Source organism: Acinetobacter sp. 479375, from assembly GCF_000581715.1.
In the GTDB taxonomy this organism is placed as follows: Bacteria; Pseudomonadota; Gammaproteobacteria; order Pseudomonadales; family Moraxellaceae; genus Acinetobacter; species Acinetobacter ursingii.
This window is the reverse complement of the sequence record NZ_JEZN01000003.1, coordinates 203,206-223,867: the sequence shown is the minus strand read 5'-3', so window position 1 is coordinate 223,867 and position 20,662 is coordinate 203,206. Positions and strand designations below refer to the sequence as shown.

At 37.7% G+C, this 20,662-nt stretch carries 16 protein-coding genes; 2 read left to right on the top strand and 14 right to left on the bottom strand.

Annotation, left to right across the window (positions count from 1 at the left end; translation table 11 throughout):
* The 4 genes from J500_RS17055 to J500_RS04790 all read right to left on the bottom strand — a co-directional run.
* Positions 1 to 223, bottom strand: a 223-nt coding sequence (locus tag J500_RS17055; RefSeq protein WP_032019985.1) for a transposase, incomplete at its 3' end; no start/stop codon positions are given.
* Positions 224 to 398: 175 nt separating this feature from the next.
* Complete coding sequence (locus tag J500_RS04800) at positions 399 to 740, bottom strand: helix-turn-helix domain-containing protein (RefSeq protein ID WP_034698479.1); 342 nt, start codon at positions 738 to 740, stop codon at positions 399 to 401.
* A 609-nt stretch (positions 741 to 1,349) separates the two neighbouring features.
* Positions 1,350 to 1,925, bottom strand: coding sequence for a DUF6037 family protein (locus J500_RS04795; protein WP_034698513.1), 576 nt, complete (start codon positions 1,923 to 1,925; stop codon positions 1,350 to 1,352).
* 120 nt (positions 1,926 to 2,045) lie between these two features.
* Positions 2,046 to 3,197 carry a Fic family protein gene (locus J500_RS04790; protein WP_004997912.1) on the bottom strand — a complete coding sequence of 384 codons (1,152 nt, stop codon included), beginning with the start codon at positions 3,195 to 3,197 and terminating at the stop codon, positions 2,046 to 2,048.
* Positions 3,198 to 3,536: 339 nt separating this feature from the next.
* Here J500_RS04790 and J500_RS04785 point away from each other — a divergent pair, with 339 nt between their 5' ends.
* Entirely contained in the window at positions 3,537 to 4,235 is a 699-nt protein-coding gene (locus J500_RS04785) for a hypothetical protein (protein ID WP_004997916.1), read from the top strand.
* 97 nt (positions 4,236 to 4,332) lie between these two features.
* Here J500_RS04785 and J500_RS04780 read toward each other — a convergent pair whose 3' ends face one another.
* Complete coding sequence (locus J500_RS04780) at positions 4,333 to 4,794, bottom strand: MarR family winged helix-turn-helix transcriptional regulator (RefSeq protein ID WP_004997920.1); 462 nt, start codon at positions 4,792 to 4,794, stop codon at positions 4,333 to 4,335.
* Positions 4,795 to 5,066: 272 nt separating this feature from the next.
* Positions 5,067 to 5,957, bottom strand: coding sequence for a LysR substrate-binding domain-containing protein (locus tag J500_RS04775; protein WP_034698475.1), 891 nt, complete (start codon positions 5,955 to 5,957; stop codon positions 5,067 to 5,069).
* A 134-nt stretch (positions 5,958 to 6,091) separates the two neighbouring features.
* Here J500_RS04775 and J500_RS04770 point away from each other — a divergent pair, with 134 nt between their 5' ends.
* Positions 6,092 to 7,507, top strand: a complete 1,416-nt coding sequence (locus J500_RS04770) for an aspartate ammonia-lyase (RefSeq protein ID WP_171063805.1) — start codon at positions 6,092 to 6,094, stop codon at positions 7,505 to 7,507.
* A gap of 56 nt (positions 7,508 to 7,563) precedes the next feature.
* Here J500_RS04770 and J500_RS04765 read toward each other — a convergent pair whose 3' ends face one another.
* The 8 genes from J500_RS04765 to J500_RS04735 form a co-directional block, all read right to left on the bottom strand.
* Complete coding sequence (locus J500_RS04765) at positions 7,564 to 9,291, bottom strand: TonB-dependent siderophore receptor (RefSeq protein WP_004997932.1); 1,728 nt, start codon at positions 9,289 to 9,291, stop codon at positions 7,564 to 7,566.
* Positions 9,263 to 9,994 carry an STN domain-containing protein gene (locus tag J500_RS17680; RefSeq protein ID WP_004997935.1) on the bottom strand — a complete coding sequence of 244 codons (732 nt, stop codon included), beginning with the start codon at positions 9,992 to 9,994 and terminating at the stop codon, positions 9,263 to 9,265. Before J500_RS17680 ends, J500_RS04765 begins: the two co-directional genes overlap by 29 nt.
* A gap of 81 nt (positions 9,995 to 10,075) precedes the next feature.
* On the bottom strand, positions 10,076 to 11,047 hold the full coding sequence (locus J500_RS04760) for a FecR family protein (RefSeq protein ID WP_004997937.1): 972 nt from the start codon (positions 11,045 to 11,047) through the stop codon (positions 10,076 to 10,078).
* 28 nt (positions 11,048 to 11,075) lie between these two features.
* On the bottom strand, positions 11,076 to 11,591 hold the full coding sequence (locus J500_RS04755) for an RNA polymerase sigma factor (protein WP_004997940.1): 516 nt from the start codon (positions 11,589 to 11,591) through the stop codon (positions 11,076 to 11,078).
* A gap of 87 nt (positions 11,592 to 11,678) precedes the next feature.
* A complete protein-coding gene (locus tag J500_RS04750) occupies positions 11,679 to 13,085 on the bottom strand; it encodes an efflux transporter outer membrane subunit (protein WP_034698472.1) in 1,407 nt (468 codons plus the stop codon).
* A 22-nt stretch (positions 13,086 to 13,107) separates the two neighbouring features.
* Complete coding sequence (locus tag J500_RS04745; protein WP_034698469.1) at positions 13,108 to 16,212, bottom strand: efflux RND transporter permease subunit; 3,105 nt, start codon at positions 16,210 to 16,212, stop codon at positions 13,108 to 13,110.
* Complete coding sequence (locus tag J500_RS04740; RefSeq protein WP_034698467.1) at positions 16,209 to 19,304, bottom strand: multidrug efflux RND transporter permease subunit; 3,096 nt, start codon at positions 19,302 to 19,304, stop codon at positions 16,209 to 16,211. The genes J500_RS04745 and J500_RS04740 overlap by 4 nt, the downstream gene beginning before the upstream one ends.
* A 5-nt stretch (positions 19,305 to 19,309) precedes the next feature.
* Complete coding sequence (locus J500_RS04735) at positions 19,310 to 20,518, bottom strand: efflux RND transporter periplasmic adaptor subunit (protein WP_004987743.1); 1,209 nt, start codon at positions 20,516 to 20,518, stop codon at positions 19,310 to 19,312.
* Between the last annotated feature and the right edge of the window lie 144 nt (positions 20,519 to 20,662).

The following is a 20,662-nucleotide window of genomic DNA, read 5'->3' as shown; positions in this document are numbered from 1 at the left end:
CTTGTGTTTGGCGTAAAGCCAGTTGGAACAGGTTTCGTATCGTCAGGGCAAATTGAATTGCTATATCAGTGTAGGTAGGTTGACGTCCTTTTTTTCCAGTAGGTGTTGCAGACCATTGCATTTGGGGATCAAACCAAATGGTGAAAGCACCCCGTTGACGTAAAGCCTGATTGTACTCAGACCAGTTCGTTGTTTTGTATCGGCTTTTTGATTCTGTATTCATCTAACATGTATGGGGATGAAATTTATTTATGCAACAAAGCCTAATAAAAGCAAAGAACTAATGAGAGATTAAAACATTTCAATAGTCCCAAATTTGAGACTAGAGTCCACCATTAGATAACGTGGACTCTTTTTTTAGGCAAATAAAAAGCATCTTACGATGCTTTTTACCTAAATTATTGCTTACGTTTACGATGCCATTCAATAAATTGTTGCACCCTTGGATGTGTTAAAACATCTTGCAAATTCATAATATAGTATTTGCAATAATAAACATCTTTCCCCATTTCTGTTCGATAAGGGATTTTGTGTGCTTCAATTAACCACCCATCTTGCCTTAATTCACAAATACGGGCTGCTGAACTAACACAATCAAGCTTGTTACCCATTTGTTTATTTGTCGGCTGATCACCAGACAATAAAAACATTAAGATATCAGCTTTATTTGTACCCAATTTCGGGAGCTTCCCGATAATTGGAGTCATTTTTGGCATGTCACCAAAGTCTAAAAATTCCATAATGGAATCCTCTTATTACAGAGAGACTTTGATCAATATAGTGTCATACTCATGACATTAAACTAGCATTAATATAGGTAAAGCATTTCAATTCGATTTGCTTTTCGCTATAATCACGCGGCTTTTTGAATGAGCATCTCGAACGAAATTCAGCTTGACTAAATTTTGAATAAGATGTAATTCTAAACTTCAACACTTCGTTTAACGCTTTTAAGAGTGACATTTTTGATCTCCGTCTCTCACTTAAAGGTTTGTTGTGTTCTAGATTTGAATGAAAGGGAACTAGGCGGCCACCTAGTTCTTTTTCTATATCTAGTACACAAGTAACTGCTCAACCACTATATGTTGAGCATTGGAATGATTTTATTATAAAAGCTATGACAGTGGAAGTTTGTTGCGTCTAGATGTGACGCAGAGAGCGTATAAGAGAGTATTACTGCAACCCTATACTTTGGGTCAAATTCACTTGAATATGCAAGAATAAGCGGGAATAATGAGATAAAAACATAACATTTAAGATATTTTGATTTAAATTTAACCAGTTTGCTGTCTATATGCTTAAAATCATTTTTTTGTAACAAATGATTTCCAATTTGAATTTTATAATATTTACAATCTTAATACTGCTTCTTTTGCATATTCTTCTCGGTCAGTCCATCGACTGCTAATATTTTTCTTTCGACACCATTCATAGGCTTTATAACCTAAATATTCTCGTGTCTTTAAAAGATTTTTTTCCGTAACTTGCCCACCATCTTTGGTATTATCATTCCAACCATAAAAGTAAATTTTATCTGCATCTTCTACATCTCTTTTATATATAGCTATGTCTTGAGATGATACACGTTGTGTTTCTAAAGCAATTGCTGGAATAGCCTTATTGAACTCATTAAAAAAAGCAAATGGAGAAAACTTATTTAAAGGATCGTATTTAATACCTAAAACTTCACAAAGTTTTTTATAAGTCTCTCTAGGAAGTTTATCATTGATTAAAAAGCCATTTTGGACTTCAACAACAAAACTAAAATTCTTTATACGAACACCAAATAAGAGAATAAACGGTGATTCATCAATAAAAAAGAACACATCAAAAATTACATTATTTTTTCTAAAATTAAATTTATATCGTTGAATGCCTTGGCTTCTCATACTATTAAATAAAGGAACCAGACCATCTAATTTCATATAATAATTCTCTTTTGTCATTCTGAAGTCGCATAACTTCATTTTATGTTAAATAGAATATCTAAAGACTGTAGCCTACACAACACTGTTTGTTGCCACAGCTCAGTAATTTTGAATCTCTCAAATAAACTTTTCTTTGTCTATTTTCAATATATAGCGCGTACTACGCCCACCACCTTCGAGTTTATACAATACATCATTTTCTAAAAGCTCAACTAGATGGCGTGTTGCTGTCGCTTTACTTACACCAGTCACTTTTTGATACTGAGAAGCACTGATCCCATGAGGAAAATCATTTTCTTCACCATGAAGTAACCGATTTAAAACTTTATTTTGGGCTTCATTGAATTCGATATGTGAATAAGAACTCCAAAATTTAGCTTTGGCAATCGTTCTATCCAGTCTTAATAAAGACCTGTCGATACTTTTCTCTAACGTATCTAAAAACCAGATTAACCACTCATTAATCGTATAGGTATTATTCTGACACTTCTCTAGAATTTCATAATAGCTACTCCGATTTTCATGGATTGCCACTGACATCGCATACAAACGAATACTCTGGTGATCCATTTGCGCTAATGCTAAATCAGTGATGACACGAGTGATACGACCATTACCATCTTCAAATGGATGTAATGTTATAAACCAAAAATGAGCAATTGCAGCTCGTAATAACGGATCAAGCATGACATCTTCTTTAGAATGATCAAACCATTCTAAGAATTCATGCATGAGTCCTAGTAAATGTTCTCCACCTTCTGGGGCTTCAAAATAAAGCTTGGTTGATGTGCCATAAAGAGAACCACCCACAACCTGCATGGGAGCCGCATTATCTCGAATCTCTCCTACTTTGATTTTCTGGGCAGCATAATCAAAGCGTTCTATATTTTGAAAAAGCCATTTATGCCATTGCAACAGGCGCTCCATAGTTAATGGCGCATTATGATTATTTACGGCATCCATCATGATATTGGCTAATCCTTCAGTTTTATCCTGAAGTGGCGCAGGATTCTCTTCTGTTACACCTAGACGACGAGCTAAAGAGGATTTGAGTGAGCGAACATTTAACTTTTCATCCTCAATTAAAGAGGATGCTACAAGGTTGGTTAGCAGCATATCTAAGGGTAATGCCTCAGCATCTGGTGATGCTTTACTCTCACCGACCAACTGACCTATCTTCTTATGGATTAAGCGCAATTTGGCCGTGACGAGTGTGTCATCCCATTTAAATTTAGTCCAATCGGCTTTTTGCCAGACCCATTTTTTCATTAGCATCCCCTATTCCATGAGCTGATTATAGCCTTTATTCGACTCATAATGTGAGCTGTTTAACTAAATTATTCGGCTCATTCTGATGAAACATAGATTATGAAAATCCGCCATAAGCTAAATATGTTTTAAATTGGCTCATATATTGATTTAAATAGAATAATTATTCGGCTCATGAAACAAGCTGATAATGACTAGTATTTGGCTCACCTTGTAATTTAGATTTTTATGTGAAGGTCTAATCATCTTTACAAGATTTTTGCCGCAAGTATGGAAATGCAATTTTCAGAGTTCAATGTTATATAATAAAGCGCAATACACTCTTTATTTCATTCTTATATGGCCAGTACATTTTCCGATAGTCGTCAAATTAGCGTAGTTTCAACTTTTTCTGAATTGATAAATTCAAATTTTCAAAAAAGCATGAATGCGATTTGCTGGCATCGAAATCTAATTGGTGATTTCAAAGAGATTGTTGATAAACTTGAGTTAAAAAAGAATATTACAGAAATCTCGATTGAGGATCTTCTAGAGCTTAACCTCTCGGAAAATGGACATTTAGCAAGAGACATTATTTTAAAAGATATGCAATTATTAACTGATTTTGGTGCATCACCTGTGCTGAATTTGCTTAAAAATTATCAGCGCGATGAAGATCTCGATTTTATTTCCACAGATGTTTATTCATATCATATTGATCGTTCACCGATCGAGACTGATACATTTTTATGTACTTATTTTGGTCCAGCCAGTGACATTTTACCCAACGATCAAGTTGAGCAAAAAATTAAGATTCCAGAAATTAGGGAAAAACTTAAAGAGCTGTATCATGGCCCAGAAGATGAATTCGACATGTTCCTAGAAGACCATTTTTTCGATCTACATTATCAACCTAAACCTGATGCAAACCCTTTAAACTTAGGCTCAGGACATCTTTGGCGATTGGCAGTAGATCATCCCAAACAGCAAGTTTTACCTTGTGTTCATCGTGCGCCCACTGAAAGAAAAAATGAGTATAGATTATTATTGATTTGCTAAAACAAATCCGTCATTTTAATTCAATATAACTCGATGGCATTCTATAGGACACTCTAGAAGCCATGAGTCGATCGAAGGTGTAAGTTTAGAAGCGCTACTATTCCAAATTTTGTTTAATGATCTTCAATGAATCATTTAAACGGTCAATGTCAGAAGGCTTTAGTCCTTTAAAACTATCTTCAAACAACACAACTGTCATTTCATTAATTTTTTTGACCATTTCTTCACCTTGTTGTGTCAATTTAACTCGAGTCACTCGGTTGTCATCGGGACACAACATGGTTTCAATCAAATTCTCTTCACGCAAACGAATTAAAATTTTGGTAGTCGTTGATATTTTTATTAACGTCATTTCCGATAAATCAGAAACGCTTGCATTTGGATAAAGATAAGCCGCCAATAAAATACGACGTCTAGAATTATCTAAACCGTATTTTTTTAAAGAGTTGTCCATTTTGGCAACATACAAACCATAGACTTGTGTAATCCAGTAGTAAGGAAAATTATCTAGATTAAATTCGTCATGATTTGGAAAAAATTTGGAATACTTATTTGACATAAAAAAATGATTCATCCATAAGCTATGGGATAAAAGAAAAATTCAGACAACAGCTAAAAACTATGACCATTTTAGAGTATTTATTTTTTTAAAATCAATATACTAGTGTAATAATTTTCATCATAATTACTATGTTTTTTGGCATAATTTTATAAAATTAACCATTCATTAAAACTAAGTCTATGATCTTCTATACATAGTTTTCATAAGTTGTTCATTTAAAAAATTATGAAATTTAGCAGTTTATTCAAGCCACAAAGTCCATATCTAGCTCAAACCTGAACTTTTTTTAAAAAACTCCAGATCTGCTGTAGGGAGGAATCTTTGTTTAACTTATTCCTTAAAATAAAAATTTCTTGCTGAATGCTAAATTTTGTATCGGCTAAAATTTTGACTTTATTCGTTGCCAGTTCATCTTCAATCGTAATTCTAGGTAACCACGCTACGCCTGCTCCTTGCATTACAAAATCTTTTAAATTATTTGCATGATCTGTTTCATATAAAATCCGATAATTTAATTGGTTTAATATGACTTGATCTACTAGATTTCTTAAATACGCATTTTTACTATATGAAAGCAATGGAAAATGTTTATTTATATCAAACTTAGCTTCACCATTATTATTGGTAATGCAAACTGGAATAATTTCAGTTTGCCCTAATTTTAAATAATCAATAATATCAGTATTTATTTGATTGATTTTATTATGATCAATGTAACCAATAAAAAAATCACATGCTCCTTCTTTTAAAAGCTTAAAACCCTCTCCCACATTCGCAGCAATTAATTCAATTTTAAACTCTTGTAAATGCTCTGGAAATAGCTGAATAAACTTTGAAAAATACGTTGAACTTAAAGAATGAACGACAGCAAAACGAACCGTAATTTCTTTTGATCTATTTAAATTATTTAATAAAGCCAACGTTGCCTCTAATTGATTTTCTATACTTTTAGCGGTCGCAAGTAAAATCTGTCCTGCATCGGTAAACTCAAGATGCCGACTGTCTCTATCTAAAATTGGAAAGCCTAATGCCTGCTCAAGATGTTGAATTCGTCTGGTAAATGCAGATTGGCTAACAAATCTTCGTTCTGCGGCTTTAGAAATTGATCGTTCTTGTTCAAGGGTTAAAAGATCTTCAATCCAGCGAATTTCAAGGCTCATGTGTATGGTCTAAGCGTAAGATCATCAAATTATAATCACAGTATGCAAATTTTGCATAGCAAATTTAATCTATGCATTAGAAATTATTTCTTACCAATTTTATGATGAATTATCTTCCTCAGACAGATAAAAAAATGAACGCCGAAATTTTAACACGTACAGAAAAAGATCTTTTAGGTTTTCGTGAAGTACCCAATCAATTTTATTTTGGAATTCAAACTTTAAGAGCCATAGAAAACTTTAACTTAAGTTCAAATAAAATAGAACAATTTCCGAATATAATTAAATCTTTAGCCATGGTTAAACTGGCATGTGCGCAAGCAAATAACCAGTTGGGTAAACTTGATAATAGCAAACTTGAAGCGATTAAATATGCTTCTGAACAACTTGTAAATGGTTCATTTCATGAACAGTTTCCGATTGATATGATTCAAGGTGGTGCTGGAACCTCGACCAATATGAATGCAAATGAAGTGATTGCTAATATTGGACTTGAATATCTCAATCATAAAAAAGGCGAATATCAATATTTACATCCAAATAATGATGTGAATATGTCACAATCCACCAATGATGTATATCCTACTGCAATTCGCTTAGGCTTGTTATTTAGTTTAGATGATCTAAATAAACCATTTGAAGACATCATTGCAAGTTTGCGCGCCAAAGGTCAGGAATTTTCTCATATTTTAAAAATGGGACGTACCCAACTTCAAGATGCGGTACCGATGACACTCGGTCAGGAATTCCATGCTTTTGCTGCGACACTTGAAAAAGATTTAGCTCAAATCAATAGCATTGCACCAAACACATTGAATTATATGAATTTGGGTGGCACAGCAATTGGTACGGGTATCAATACTGAGTATCGTTATACGCAACTTGCAATTCAAGCTTTGTCTGAAATTAGCCAAAAAAATATTCAGTCTGCACCAGATTTGATTGAAGCCACTTCAGATATGGGCGATTTTGTCCTTTTATCGGGTTTGCTAAAACGTACAGCAACGAAACTTTCAAAAATTGCCAATGATCTGCGCTTATTGTCCAGCGGTCCGCGTACAGGAATTAATGAAATTAATCTTGAAGCGCGTCAGCCAGGTAGTTCAATTATGCCAGGTAAAGTCAATCCAGTGATTCCTGAGGCATTAAATCTGGTTTGTTTCCAGATTATTGCAAATGATCTAGCGGTTACTTTGGCAGCCGAAGCAGGTCAACTTCAATTGAATGCAATGGAACCTTTGATCGCATTTAAATTATTTGAATCCATTGAGTTGTTATCTCGTGCTTTGGTAATGTTTAGAACCAAATGTATTGATACGGTGACTGCCAATGCCGAGCATTGTAAAGCTCAAGTAGAAAATTCGATTGGAATCGTGACTGCACTGAATCCATATTTAGGTTATGAAACAACGACTCGTATTGCCAAAACTGCAAATGAATCAGGTTTAAGCGTTCTTAGTTTAATCCGTGAAGAACAGCTTTTATCGGATGAAGTGATTGCTGAGATTTTAGCGATTGATAATATGGTCAAACCTAAAGACGCAGCTTAATCATTTCATCAATAAAGGCGCTTTAAAGCGCCTTTATTTTTGAATATAAATATGATTTACCAATCTACTTTTGCACTTAAAACAAAGGTAATCGGTTCTCCTGCACCAGAGTTCATCCAGTATTTTTTATTGAATAAATTATTAATGTCAGCCCTAAACGTGACAGGTTTATTCGAGATGCGTGTCTCATAACCACCCCCAATATTCACCAGTGTATAGTCTGGAAGTTTTAAGGTATTTTCATCGCTATGAAACACATCACCAAAATGACGTACATCGCCATGTACACTTAAACCTTCGACATATGGAATGTTCCAATCGGTCTGAACTACGGCTTGAATTTTAGATGCACCCGCTGGTCGATTACCTTTTTGAACTGTGGTATTTGAGCTACTAATTTTTTCAATACTTGGATCGTTTAAATTGATCCCTGCATTTATAGTTAAATCTGGGGTAATTTTATATCCCCCCATCAGTTCAAAACCTTGATAGACGGTTTCACCATTTTGGGTTTTATAAAGTTTATCATTCATCGTTTCATCAATTGTCGCCATTTTTTCTAAGCGATATAATGCTGCTGAAACGAACCAGCGATCCTGTTGGTATTTGGTTCCAACTTCATATTGTTTGCTGATGGTCGGGTTTAAAAAGTCATCTGCATTTTCATATTTTGTTCCATTATTATCGACCTGAGGTACTTTTTGACCTTCTTCAAGTGCTTCTACATAGCTCGCATAAAAGGACCAATTTTCCATTGGTTTATAAATTAAAGCATAGGTTGGTGTCACGACTTCTTTTTGGTAATTATTGTCCTGATTATTATAATTAATATAACGTCCAGCAATAATGGCCTGCCATTGCTCTGAAAGATGAATTGTATCGCTAGCAAAGACCTCTTTTTGGTATGTATCTCCGATTGGTGTCTGGGTAAAGCTGATTGGTTTATTATAATACGTGGTTTGTGGATGGTAGATATTCCCCGAACCTACATCTGCCTCCCAATTAGAATCTGCATCGCGTTCTGTTCTCTTCTGAAATGATCCACCAAAAACTAGTTCATGCTGAATAGGGCCTGTATCGAATTGCCCCGTCACCATCACTTGACTGGTATCTTTAACGACATCCCCACCCAGTTGATATTGGTTAATTGAGTAATCGCCTTGTTCATTTAAAATATAGGCAAAGGTTTTATTGACCATATTACGGTTACGTGTACGTGCCTGAGTCACCTCAGCTTTCCAGTCATCATTAATCTGCCAATAAAGCCCAGTTTGAGCAAGTGCAGAATGAATCGTATAAAATGCACCTTTTACAATGTGTTTATCGCCACCATCTATTGGTTTTGGCAGTTGTGCTCCATCTGGTAGATTGAACATAAACATGCTTGCTTCATTATCCAGATGACGATCCTGATAAATGATTTCACCTTTCCAGAGTAAATTAGGCAAAATACGATAATCCAGAGCTAAAGATGTGACGGTATTATCTGCATCTGAGCCATTATAGGTTTCCCCTTTTTCTTTAACGATATTAAAACGATAACCAAGCTGTTTATCATCTCCAACACGCCCTCCAGCATCAAGCTGTGCAGATAAAATCCCTGCACTGCGATAGCCGATTTTTGTAGTTAGAAGTGTTTCATCAGTTGGTTGTTTGGTTTGATAGTTAATAATCCCACCAGGTGCAGAGAAGCCATACATGAACCCAGATAGCCCTTTTAAAGCACTGACGGTTTCTACCACTTCAATTGGAAATTCACCGCCATGCGCTGACAGAGTACCCATTCACTTTATAGCCATTACTGACATCAATATCTAAGCCACGAATCGAAACAGGGGTACTCCATCCACTACTATAAGAGTTTACCTGTGTCACAATACTTGGATCACCGACAAAAATTTTACCTAAAGAGTTCGTCTGTCTGATTTCAATTTCTTCAGCAGTTTTTGTGGTAATCGAATATGGCGTATCAATTACGCTTTTATTCCCTAAAACACCCACAGTATTGACCCGTTTTAAGGGCGCATCTTGATTGTCAGCTTCAAGGGTAATCGTCGGAAGCACAGAATCCGAAGATGCTAAACCTGATCGCCCACTTTGATTGGCTTTTGATTGAAGTGGTGTTAATTTAACCACTTCTTCTTTTTTATTATTTTTATTTTTTTCTTCTACGCGATAACCACTTGATGTTTGTTTAATTTGATAATTGGTATTTTTTAATAACTCTGCAAAGCCATTATCAACTTCATACGAACCCTTTATTCCCTGACTTCTAACTCCTGAAAACAAGCGACTATCGAAAACAATATTGACACCCTGTTGTAGTGCGTATTGGTTAAGTACCTGCGCCAGATTCCCCGCTGGAATGTTGACTTGCGTAGGCGCTGCATGAGTAATCACTGGTAAAGCAGCAATAGAGAGAGTTGCCATATGAATCGCCAAAACCAACGGTTTTGGATTGAGAAATGGACGACGAATAGACCCCATTTTAATTTCCTTACATCATTTATATTTGCCTATTAACTAAGACGTTTTAGAAATCAAAACAGGAAGTTTTTTTATAGATTTTTAATCTTTTTGAATAACAGTCAATAAATCGCCGACGGAATAAGTACTTAGATGGAGTTGGTCTTTTAATAATTGCATGGCTGAATCAGGATCATCCAATGGCAATACGGCATTAACACGGTATTGACTCAATGTCTTGTGGTTATAAATAAATTTACTGGACTGATAGCTTTCAAGTATGTCCAAGACTTGATCCAGTGCCATATCATCGACAACCAGTTTTTTACTTTGCCATGATTTTTGTAATAGATCTGGATTCACGCTAGCTATATGCACCTGATTCCCAGAAAAATTAAAGCTTTGACCTGTTTCAAGCACAATGGGTTCAAAACGATGATGCACAGAATAAATTTTGGTTTTCGATTCAATCATACTGATACGAACCTGATCATGATCGTAATTGACAATAAATTGAGTCCCTAATGCTTGTACTTGGATATCGCCTAAATCAACCACAAAAGGTCTACTACGATCTTTGGCGACATGAACCAAAATATTTCCTTTAAATAAATGTATTTTTCTCTGATCCAAATTGTATTGTAGATTGTACGCTGTTTGACCCGCCATCTGAATGGAGCTTTGATCAGATAAAATATTCTGTTGCCATTGTTGCGCTTCCGTTGAATGATCTGCGTTCCAACGTTGATAAGGTAACTGAGAAACAATCCAAGCCGTAATCACCGCAATGATTAAACTGCTCCCCCATAATAGAGGTGCTGTTTTTTTCTTGGTCGACGTTTTTCTTAAAATATTATTCTGAACCACTGGATGTTGTGATCGTAGATTTTGAGCTTTAAGTACATCTACTTGATTTAAAAATTGTTGTAATTCTTCAAAAGTTTTTAAATGCTCAGGACTTTGCTGTTTCCAATATTCGAGTTGACTCAAATCATCCTGAGAATAGTCACCAGAACTTAATGTAATTAACCATTCTGCTGCTTCGTTTACAATTTGTTGGTCAGGTTTTGACATGAACATTCGTCTTATTATAAGAATATATTTATAAATCTGATTTTAACACAGCATAACAATGACTTAAGGTTTTAACCAAATCATGATGAATGGTTTTACTGGTCACGTTTAATTGTTTGGCAATATCGACCAGACTCAAATCATCAATGTAATGCATCAGAAATGCAAGTTGCTGCCGTTCAGGTAAACCATCCAGAACCTGTGCAAGTTTATTGAGTATATCTATCGCAAGTACAGTTTGTTCTGGACTAATATCATAACTGAGGTTTTGCTGAGTCAAATATTCAAGATAAGTTTGCTCTATTTTTTGATGTCTTGCCCGATCAATTAAAATCCGTTTCGCCGTCGTGGTTAAATAAGCTTTAGGCTGTTGAATGTCGAGCAATCCCTGACTACGAATCAGTTTGGTAAATGTATCTTGTAAAACATCTTCGGCATTTTCAGCCGAGCCTAATTTTTTATACAACCAACCATATAACCAGCTATAGTGAACTTTATATAGCTCTGCTATGTAATGCGTGATGATTTGTTGATTTGCCGTCATGAGAGTAACGTCACACCGTCAGAAATGTGGCTAATGTATCAGTAATGAGAATTACTATCAATTTTATTTAAAATTAATTTTAGAACATCAGTCTCTGCCCCATCCTGTGCCTAATGCTGCAATCAGTTGCATTGAATTGATCATCTGACGTTGTTGTAATTCCAGTCGATCTTGTTCTGCTTGCAAACGTAAGTTTTGTGCTGTAACTACTTCTAAATAACTGACCAGTCCAGAATTATAACGCTGAGTGACAACACGTTCATTTTCATGGGCTAGATTTAACAATTGAGCTTGTTCAGAAGCTTGGTGTTTTAGACTTGCTGATTGCATTAAGCCATCTTCCACTTCTTTCCAACCCGTCAAAACTGTTTGCTTATATGCAGCCAGTTTTTCATCATAATTGGCTTGTGCTTGATCGATCCCCGCTTTACGTTTTCCGCCATCAAATACTGTCGCTGCGGTATTTAAACCAATTGACCAAAGATAGTTTGGTGATTGAAAAAGTTGTGAAAATATATTGTTATTTAAGCTTCCATTTAAACCAATACTCAGGTCTGGAAGCCATGCGGTTTGCGCCAAACCAAGTTGTGCATGTGTTGCAGCCAGTTCTCGTTCAGCGCGGATTACATCTGGTCGTTGAATTAATAAATGACTTGGAATCTGGACAGGAATTGTAGGGACATTAAACTGAGCTGTTTGTTTGCCAAGCTGAAACTGAACAACCGTTTGGCCAAGTAATACAGCGAGGATATTTTCTTGTAAATTTCTTTCGCGTTGTCGTTCAATTTGTTGAATTTCGACTTGTTTGAGCTGTGTTTCTGCCTGAATCACATCTGCACGAGCGATCATACCCGCCTGATATTGATTTTTTAAAATTTGCACCGAACGCGCATAACTTTGCCGAGTTTGTCTAAGTACATCAAGCTGTAAATCTAATAATCGAATATTCCAGTAGCTTTGTGCTGCTAAAAGTTGCTGATTAAGCTTGACCGCTGCTAAGTCTGCCTGTGAAGCCTCCAGATTGGCTTGTTGTCCCTCTACAGCTTTGGCCACTCTGCCCCATAAGTCAGGCACCCAACTGGCTTGTATTCCTGCACTAAATTGGCTAGTCGCCTTATTATTTTTATTGCCATTCCGATTTGCCGTGCCTTCGACACCTAAGCTGGGTAAACGTGCGGAACGTTGCTCATCAAGTAAAGCGATCGCATTACGATAACGCGCTTCAGCCTGTTTTAAAGTTAAATTTTCTGTATTAAGTTGCTGAATCAAAGTATTGAGCTTTGCATCTTGATAAAGTTGCCACCACTGAGAGGTTTGGGGCGTCAAAGTTTGAGTTTGTATCCAATTTAATGAAGCATATTTATACTGCGTATTTGCCTGAATAACAGGTTGTTGATAAGCAGGTGGATGCGTCACTATATTTGAACTACACCCTACAAGTAGTAAGACACAGCTAAAAATTGGTAGATGTTTAGATAAAATCGAACTGATCACTTTTCTATTTTCCTATCTATTTCTATCTTCTATAGCCGAAGGCATTGGTAATATTGAATTGTTTACACATTTGAGCCAGTTTCTCTAACAAGAGATACATCACAGGTGTGGTATAGAGGGTTAATAATTGACCCAATGCCAAACCACCCACGATCACAATGCCCAAAGGTTGTCGTAGTTCAGAACCTTCGGTTGTACTAAATGCCAATGGAATAGCACCTAATAAAGCTGCGGTATTGGTCATTAAAATAGGACGAAACCGCAATGCTGCCGCAGATAGAATCGATTCAAATGCTGTCTTGCCCAGCCGGCGTTGCTGTAAGGTGAAATCAATCAGTAAAATTGCATTTTTTACAACAATTCCAATTAATAAAAACATGCCGAGTAAGGCAATCAGGCTAAATTCAAAATTAAATAACCAAAGTGTGAATAAACCGCCCAAAGCCACAGCAGGAACCGTTGACAGTATCGTCAATGGATGGAGCATACTTTCATAAGTTACGCCTAACACGATATAAATCAGCATAATCACTGCTAAAAGTAACATTGGTGTGCTTAAGCCTGCTTGTAAACTTTCGGCTTCTACATCTTTATCTGTTGCAACAAAAATCTGATGAGGCAGCATGACCTCTGGTAATACACCACGAATCGCGGTCTCGGCTTGTTCAGCGGGGTAACCTTGTTTGAGTACATAGCCAATACCCATTGCGGCATATTGGTTGCGTCGATGTACGCGATCATTTGTAATTCCATATGACCATGTTGCAAAGTTAGTCAGTGGTACATATTCACCGTTTTGATTCGGAACTTTGATATTTGCCAATGATTCTGGATTTTCAGTAAAACGCTTATCAATTTCCATCACGACATGAAATTGATTGGTTTGATCATAAATGGTCGAAATTTGTCGTTGTGAAAATGAGTTGTTCAGTACACTTGAAATACTTTCAATATCAACGCCTAAACGTCGTGCGGCCTCTCGATGAATATTGAGCGTGACATGCTGAGCCCCTTCATCGCCTAAAGTTTCCACCTCTTCAAGCTCAGGTAGTTTTTGCATCGCCTCTGCAACTTTCGGCGCCCATTTTCTAAGTAAGGCAACATCATCCGATTGCAATAACAGCAAATAGTCCTGCCCTCCACTCGCAGCAAAAAGATCTTCCAGATCAAGATCCTGTTGAACTCTTGCCGAAAATATTGCCCCTGCTAACCACGGAGCATTTTGACGAATCCTTTCAGCAATTTCATGCGTTGTCTGACCATCGCGTTCAGCTTTGGGTTTTAAACTCACCATAAAGAAGGAATTGGTGGTTCCGCCAGCGCCGCCAGAAGTTCCAATCACATCTTTGATGGCAGGATCTTTGAGTAAACTTTGGCTAAATGTCAAAATTTTAGGCTGCATAATCTGAAAAGAAAAACCATCATCCCCTCGAATGAATGTTTCGATTCGGCCTGTATCCTGCTCAGGTAAAATCTTTTTAGGCAAACTTTGATATAAATAGATTGAACCCGCAATTGCACCTAACCAAAGTAATATCGCGAGATAAGCATGACGCATGATCCACTTTAATGAATGCAAATAATGCTGTGTTAAGTACTGCATCATGCGTTGGCTATACGTATATAAAACTTGATGATTCTGCGAATTTAAAGGTTTTAAACAACGGGCCGATAGACTTGGGGTTAAAATTAAAGAAACAAAAACTGAGAGAATAACAATGAAAACCAGTGTGAGCGAAAATTCCCTAAATAGCCGCTCAATGACCCCACCCATAAATAATACGGAGATAAAAATCACAATCAGTGCCAGATTCATGGCAATCAGCGTAAATCCAACCTCCCGAACGCCTTGAATAGCTGCATTAAATGGTGTTTCCCCCTGTTCAATGTGACGTTCAATATTTTCAAGAACAACAATGGCATCATCTACGACTAACCCAATCGCAACAATGACTGCCATAATGGATAAATTGTTCAGCGAAAAACCTGCCAAATAAACCAGACTTGTCGCGCCAATCAAAGTAACTAACATGGCGATGGTCGGCACAATTGCACTTTGTAGTCTTCCTAACATCAGCGCAACCACAATCACAACCAATAGCATAGAAAAAAGCAAGGTATCACGCGCTTCTTTTAAACCTGCATGAATAATTTCAGAACCATCCATGACTGTTGTCAACTGTGCATCGGCAGGAATAAGAGAATTTAATTCAGGTAGTTTTGCCTTGATTTTTTCAATTGTTGCGATGGTATTGGCATTGGGTTGTCTGCTGATTTTAATAATGACCGCAGGTTCACCATTATGGAAACCACTGACATAACGGTTCTCAACGGAATCTTCTACTTTTGCAATATCTTTTAGTCTGACAATACCCTGCGGTGTTTGATGGATAATTAAATTGTCAAAATCTGCCGCAGCTTTTAAATCGGTTGAAAGTGCAACTTGCCAACGATGTTGCTGATTTTCAATGACACCTAAGGACTGTACGACATTACTTTTTTCAACTGCCTGTCGAACTTGCTCCAAAGAAACTCCTTGTGAAATCAGAGCATTTGGATTTAACACAATACGCACGGCAGGCATTGACGCACCATCAATTTCAACCTCACCAACACCACTGATTTGGGCAAGATTGGGTTGTAACTGATTGGTTGCCAACTCATATAATTGACCTGCGGATAAATATTTGGAACTCAGCGCAAGATAAAAAATTGGGCTTTGACTGGGGTTGACCTTAAAATATTCAGGAGGGCTAGGCATACCAGAAGGCAATTGAGATATTGCGGCATTGATCGCGGCCTGTACTTCACGCGCTGCTTCATTGATATCTGTATCCAGATCAAAATGCAAAGTGACTTGAGTTGAGTTTTGGCTGCTCGATGAATTAATCGCTTTGACGCCAGACACCCCCATCATGGCGCGCTCCAGTGGCGTTGCCACTGTAGCCGACATGCTTTCAGGACTTGCCCCAGGTAAATTTGCACGTACTACAATGGTAGGAATATCTGCCTGAGGCAAAGCCGCGATGGGTAAACGAAAATATGCCAATACGCCAAGCAAAATCATGGCAATGCCCAATAAAACGCTAGCAACAGGTCGATGAACAAACAGAGCAAAGATATTCAAGTGATTGCTCCTGATTCATCAACAGATGGATTTATCTTGTTCTGCTTATGCTTAATTCGTTGTAAACGATCGAAAAACAGATAAACCACAGGCGTGGTAAATAATGTGAGAATTTGGCTTAGGATAAGACCACCAACCATTACAATACCGAGTGGCTGACGTAATTCAGCGCCAGAACCAGACGCTAGCATGAGAGGAATTGCGCCGACAAGTGCGGCTAATGTCGTCATTAAAATTGGTCTAAAACGCATTAAGGCAGCCTGATAAATCGCTTGTTCAGGAGATAAACCTTCATTGCGTTGAGCTGCCAGTGCAAAATCGACCATCATGATGCCGTTTTTTTTCACGAGTCCAATGAGCAAAATAATCCCGATCAGCGCGATCATATCGAGTGGCTGGTTGACGATAAATAATGCCAATAATGCACCAATGGCTGCGGAAGGTAGCGTAGAAAGAATCGTAATTGGATGAATAAAACTTTCGTACAAAATACCCAGTACAATGTACATCGTGACAATTGCAGCCATGACTAGCCAGAAAGTATGTTGTCGCGAATTTTCAAAAGCGGCTGCCGCACCTTGTAAACTCAGATTGATTTCAGCAGGAGGTTTTAGTTCCTGTTCTACTCGCTTGATCGCTTGAATCGCTTCACCAAGTGATACACCTTGCGCCAGATTAAATGAAATTGTATTGGCTGGAAATTGTGCTTGTTGTTGCAAAACACTTGCCACTCTTTTTTGCTCAATACTTGCGACAGCACTCAGTTGTATTGCTTCACCATTTGCATTATGAATATAGGTCTGGTTTAAACCATCAAGCCCGTGGGTCAATGCAGGATCAAGTTCCAATACAATCCGATACTGATTGGACTGTGTATACAAAGTCGCAATCTGGCGTTGTGCAAATAAATTTTGCAATGCCAGACTAATATCTTCAATGGAAAGTCCTAAACGCGCTGCGGCATCTCGATTGACATCAATATAAGCCTGCAATGCTTGTACACCATTTTCACTGGTGACATCTGAAAACTCAGGCTGTTGCTTTAATGCATCAACTAAAACAGGTGTCCATTGTTGTAAATCTTGAGTTTTTGCTGTGCTGAGACTGAGTTGGTATTGGGTACGACTAATTTTGTCTTCAATACTTAGTTCCTGAACGGGCTGCATCCAAGCATGAATCCCTTGTACATCAGCAAGTTGATCTCGTAATCGATCAATCACTTGCTCCGCCGAACTTCGCTCTGCATGTGGTTTTAAATTAATTAAAATACGACCATTACTGAGTTTTGGATTATTGGCATCAATGCCAATAAATGAAGACAAACTCGCAACAGCGGGATCTTTTAAAATCTGTGCGGCCAAGTTTTGCTGACGTTCACTCATCGCCTGAAAAGAAATATCGTCTGGTGCTTCAGTCACCACTTGGATGACACCACTATCCTGCACAGGAAAAAACCCTTTCGGAATCATCCAATATAAAACACCTGCTAAAATCACGGTACTCAACATAATACCGAGCATGAGTGGCTGATGTTTAAACACCCACTGTAATGCTTTTGCATAGCGGTCAATGACTTGATCCAAACTCCATCGGCTATTTTTTTGATGATGTTTATTTTCTTTAAGTAAGTAAGCACACATCATCGGCGTGAGCGTTAAAGACACCACCAGAGAAAGTGCAATCGCTGCCGCTAAAGTCACCGCGAATTCATGAAATAAGCGTCCGACGACATCGCCCATAAACAGCAATGGAATCAAAACGGCAATTAATGAAATAGTCAGTGAAATCAGGGTAAATCCTATTTCCTTTGCACCCTTGAGTGCAGCCTGTAATAGATTTTCTCCTGCTTCACGATGCCGCGTAATATTTTCCAGCATGACAATCGCATCATCAACCACAAAACCCGTGGCAATGGTCAGAGCCATGAGCGTTAGATTGTTGACTGAAAAACCGAGAAAATACATCAATACAAAAGTGCCAATAATCGACAATGGCACGGCAATACTGGGAATTATGGTCGCGGACAAATGTCTTAAGAAAAGGAAAGTGACCATCACCACCAGACACACTGCAAAAACCAGTTCTTTTTGTACATCACGGATCGAACTCCGAATGCTTTCAGTACGATCCGTCAAGACTCGAATTTTTACACTTTCAGGTAGATTTTTTTGCAATTCAGGTAAAATATTTTTGATCTGGTCTGCGACCTGAATCACATTGGCATTGGGCTGACGTTGTACATTGACTAAGATTGCAGACTGCTGATCTGCCCAAGCTGCCATATAGCGGTCTTCACTTCCTTCCTGAATCTGTGCAACATCTTTCAAACGAATAGGTGCACCATTGTTCCAGCGCAAAATCAAATTCTCATAATCTGCAATAGAACGAATCTGATCATTGGCATCTAGCATCGTGGTTCGATATGGCCCATCAAAACTGCCTTTAGGCTGATTGGCATTGGCGGAATTAATGGCTGAACGAACATCTTCAGCACTCATTTTATAAGCTGCCAGTGCTGTTGGATTCATTTGAACACGTATAGCGGGACGTTGCCCACCCGCCAAACTGACCATTCCCACACCAGACAATTGTGATAATTTTTGTGAGATACGAGTATCCACCATGTCATACACAGTTGTGAGCGGCAAAGTATCTGAACTGACCGCCAAAGTAATCACCGGCACATCGGCAGGATTTACTTTTCGGTAAATAGGTGGCGTCGGTAGATCATTGGGCAATTTACTACTTGCTGTACTCAATGCCGACTGAACTTCTTGTTCAACCACCCCTAACTTAGCACTCAGTTCAAATTGTAAAGTAATGACAGATGCACCAATGGAACTGTTTGAGGACATCTGCTTGAGTCCAGCAATTTTGCCCATTTCACGTTCGAGTGGTGCTGTAATGGTTCTTTGAACCGTATCCGGATTAGCACCTGGTTGAAAGGTATAGACCTGAATAATGGGATAATCCACTTGCGGTAATGCCGAAACAGGTAAAAACCGCCAAATCAACAAGCCACTAAATAGCAGTGCCAGCATTAACAAAGTGGTGGCAACGGGCCGTAGAATAAAGAAACGGGAAATATTCATTGCACTTAACCACGTGCTGTTTTTGTTGTTGCAGATGGCGCTTTTTCATCTTGAACAACTTGAGCTTCTTTACCTTCAGAAAGACGGTCTATTCCTTCTAAAACGACTCGCTCATTGCCTTGTAATCCTTCTAAAATCTCTGTTTGTCCATTCGAACTCATCCCCAGTTTAAGCATGCGAATTTCAGCTTTATTGTCTTTATTAATGATATAAACATAAGCCCCTTTAGCACCGTTTTGAATTGCATCTGTGGGAATATTGATTGCATTTTGAATGGTTTGAGCATTTAAACGGACATTGACAAATTGATTTGGAAATAACGCATCATCGAGATTTTCAAAAATAGCTTTGAGTTTTAAAGTCCCTGTATGGGTATCAATCTGATTATCAAGTGCTTCCACATATCCTGTCGCAAGCTGTTTTTTTTCTGAGCGATCCCACGCAGTAACTTGAACTTTCTGACCCTTTTGCACAGAAGCTCGCAACATGTCCAGATAATTTTCTGCCACCACAAACTGTACATAAATTGGATGTACCTGTGTAATACTGACCAACCCCGCTTCTTCATTGGCTTGTATTAAATTTCCTGCATCTTTTTGTTTAAAGCCGACACGACCTTCAATGGGCGCATAAATTCGGGTATAGGAAAGTTGTAACTTTGCTGCATCGACCTGTGCCTGATTCGCCTGAATTTGTCCTTTTAACTGATTCACTAACGCTTGTTGCTGTTCAACTTGTTGTCTGGCGATCGAATCTTGTTTAAAAAGTAATTGATATCTGTTTAATTCACTTTCAGCATTACGCAGTTGAGCCAGATTTTGCTGTTGGGTTCCCTGTGCCTGAGCTAAAGCAACATTAAAGGGTGCTGAATCAATCTGGGCTAAAAGTTGACCTTTGCTGACGTATTGCCCGTCTTTAAAATAAATTTTTTGTAAAACACCCGATACCTGACTTTGTACTTTGACCAAATGAGCTGGAATAACTGTCCCAATTGCTTTAATTTCAAATTGCATATCATTTCGTTGTACAGGGATTACACGTACAGGTACAGGTTTACTCCACTGGCTGTATTCCTGTATTGGAACTTGATTCGATTTCCACCAATAGATTGCTATGGCAATTGCCAAGATGACAATTACGAATAGCACTAACCATTTTGTATTTTTTGGGAGAGTTTGAGATTTTTTTTCAACATTCAACGGTTGTTCTATCATTACATTCACTTAAATCGATATCAATATTGATCAAATAACCTTCATCCCGCTTCCCCTTTAAAGCATGTTTAATGGGATGAAAATTGCATTTGTATTAACTAAGACGTTTGAAGCAGCGAAAAAGGTTCAATCTTCGTGTAAGGA

Excerpts from the sequence above, each read along its gene's own strand:
- J500_RS04800 (WP_034698479.1), bottom strand. The coding sequence starts at position 740 with ATGGAATTTTTAGACTTTGGTGACATGCCAAAAATGACTCCAATTATC.
- J500_RS04795 (WP_034698513.1), bottom strand. The coding sequence starts at position 1,925 with ATGAAATTAGATGGTCTGGTTCCTTTATTTAATAGTATGAGAAGCCAA.
- J500_RS04790 (WP_004997912.1), bottom strand. The coding sequence starts at position 3,197 with ATGAAAAAATGGGTCTGGCAAAAAGCCGATTGGACTAAATTTAAATGG.
- J500_RS04785 (WP_004997916.1), top strand. The coding sequence starts at position 3,537 with ATGGCCAGTACATTTTCCGATAGTCGTCAAATTAGCGTAGTTTCAACT.
- J500_RS04780 (WP_004997920.1), bottom strand. The coding sequence starts at position 4,794 with ATGTCAAATAAGTATTCCAAATTTTTTCCAAATCATGACGAATTTAAT.
- J500_RS04775 (WP_034698475.1), bottom strand. The coding sequence starts at position 5,957 with ATGAGCCTTGAAATTCGCTGGATTGAAGATCTTTTAACCCTTGAACAA.
- J500_RS04770 (WP_171063805.1), top strand. The coding sequence starts at position 6,092 with ATGAACGCCGAAATTTTAACACGTACAGAAAAAGATCTTTTAGGTTTT.
- J500_RS04765 (WP_004997932.1), bottom strand. The coding sequence starts at position 9,291 with ATGGGTACTCTGTCAGCGCATGGCGGTGAATTTCCAATTGAAGTGGTA.
- J500_RS17680 (WP_004997935.1), bottom strand. The coding sequence starts at position 9,994 with ATGGGGTCTATTCGTCGTCCATTTCTCAATCCAAAACCGTTGGTTTTG.
- J500_RS04760 (WP_004997937.1), bottom strand. The coding sequence starts at position 11,047 with ATGTCAAAACCTGACCAACAAATTGTAAACGAAGCAGCAGAATGGTTA.
- J500_RS04755 (WP_004997940.1), bottom strand. The coding sequence starts at position 11,591 with ATGACGGCAAATCAACAAATCATCACGCATTACATAGCAGAGCTATAT.
- J500_RS04740 (WP_034698467.1), bottom strand. The coding sequence starts at position 19,304 with ATGAATATTTCCCGTTTCTTTATTCTACGGCCCGTTGCCACCACTTTG.
- J500_RS04735 (WP_004987743.1), bottom strand. The coding sequence starts at position 20,518 with ATGATAGAACAACCGTTGAATGTTGAAAAAAAATCTCAAACTCTCCCA.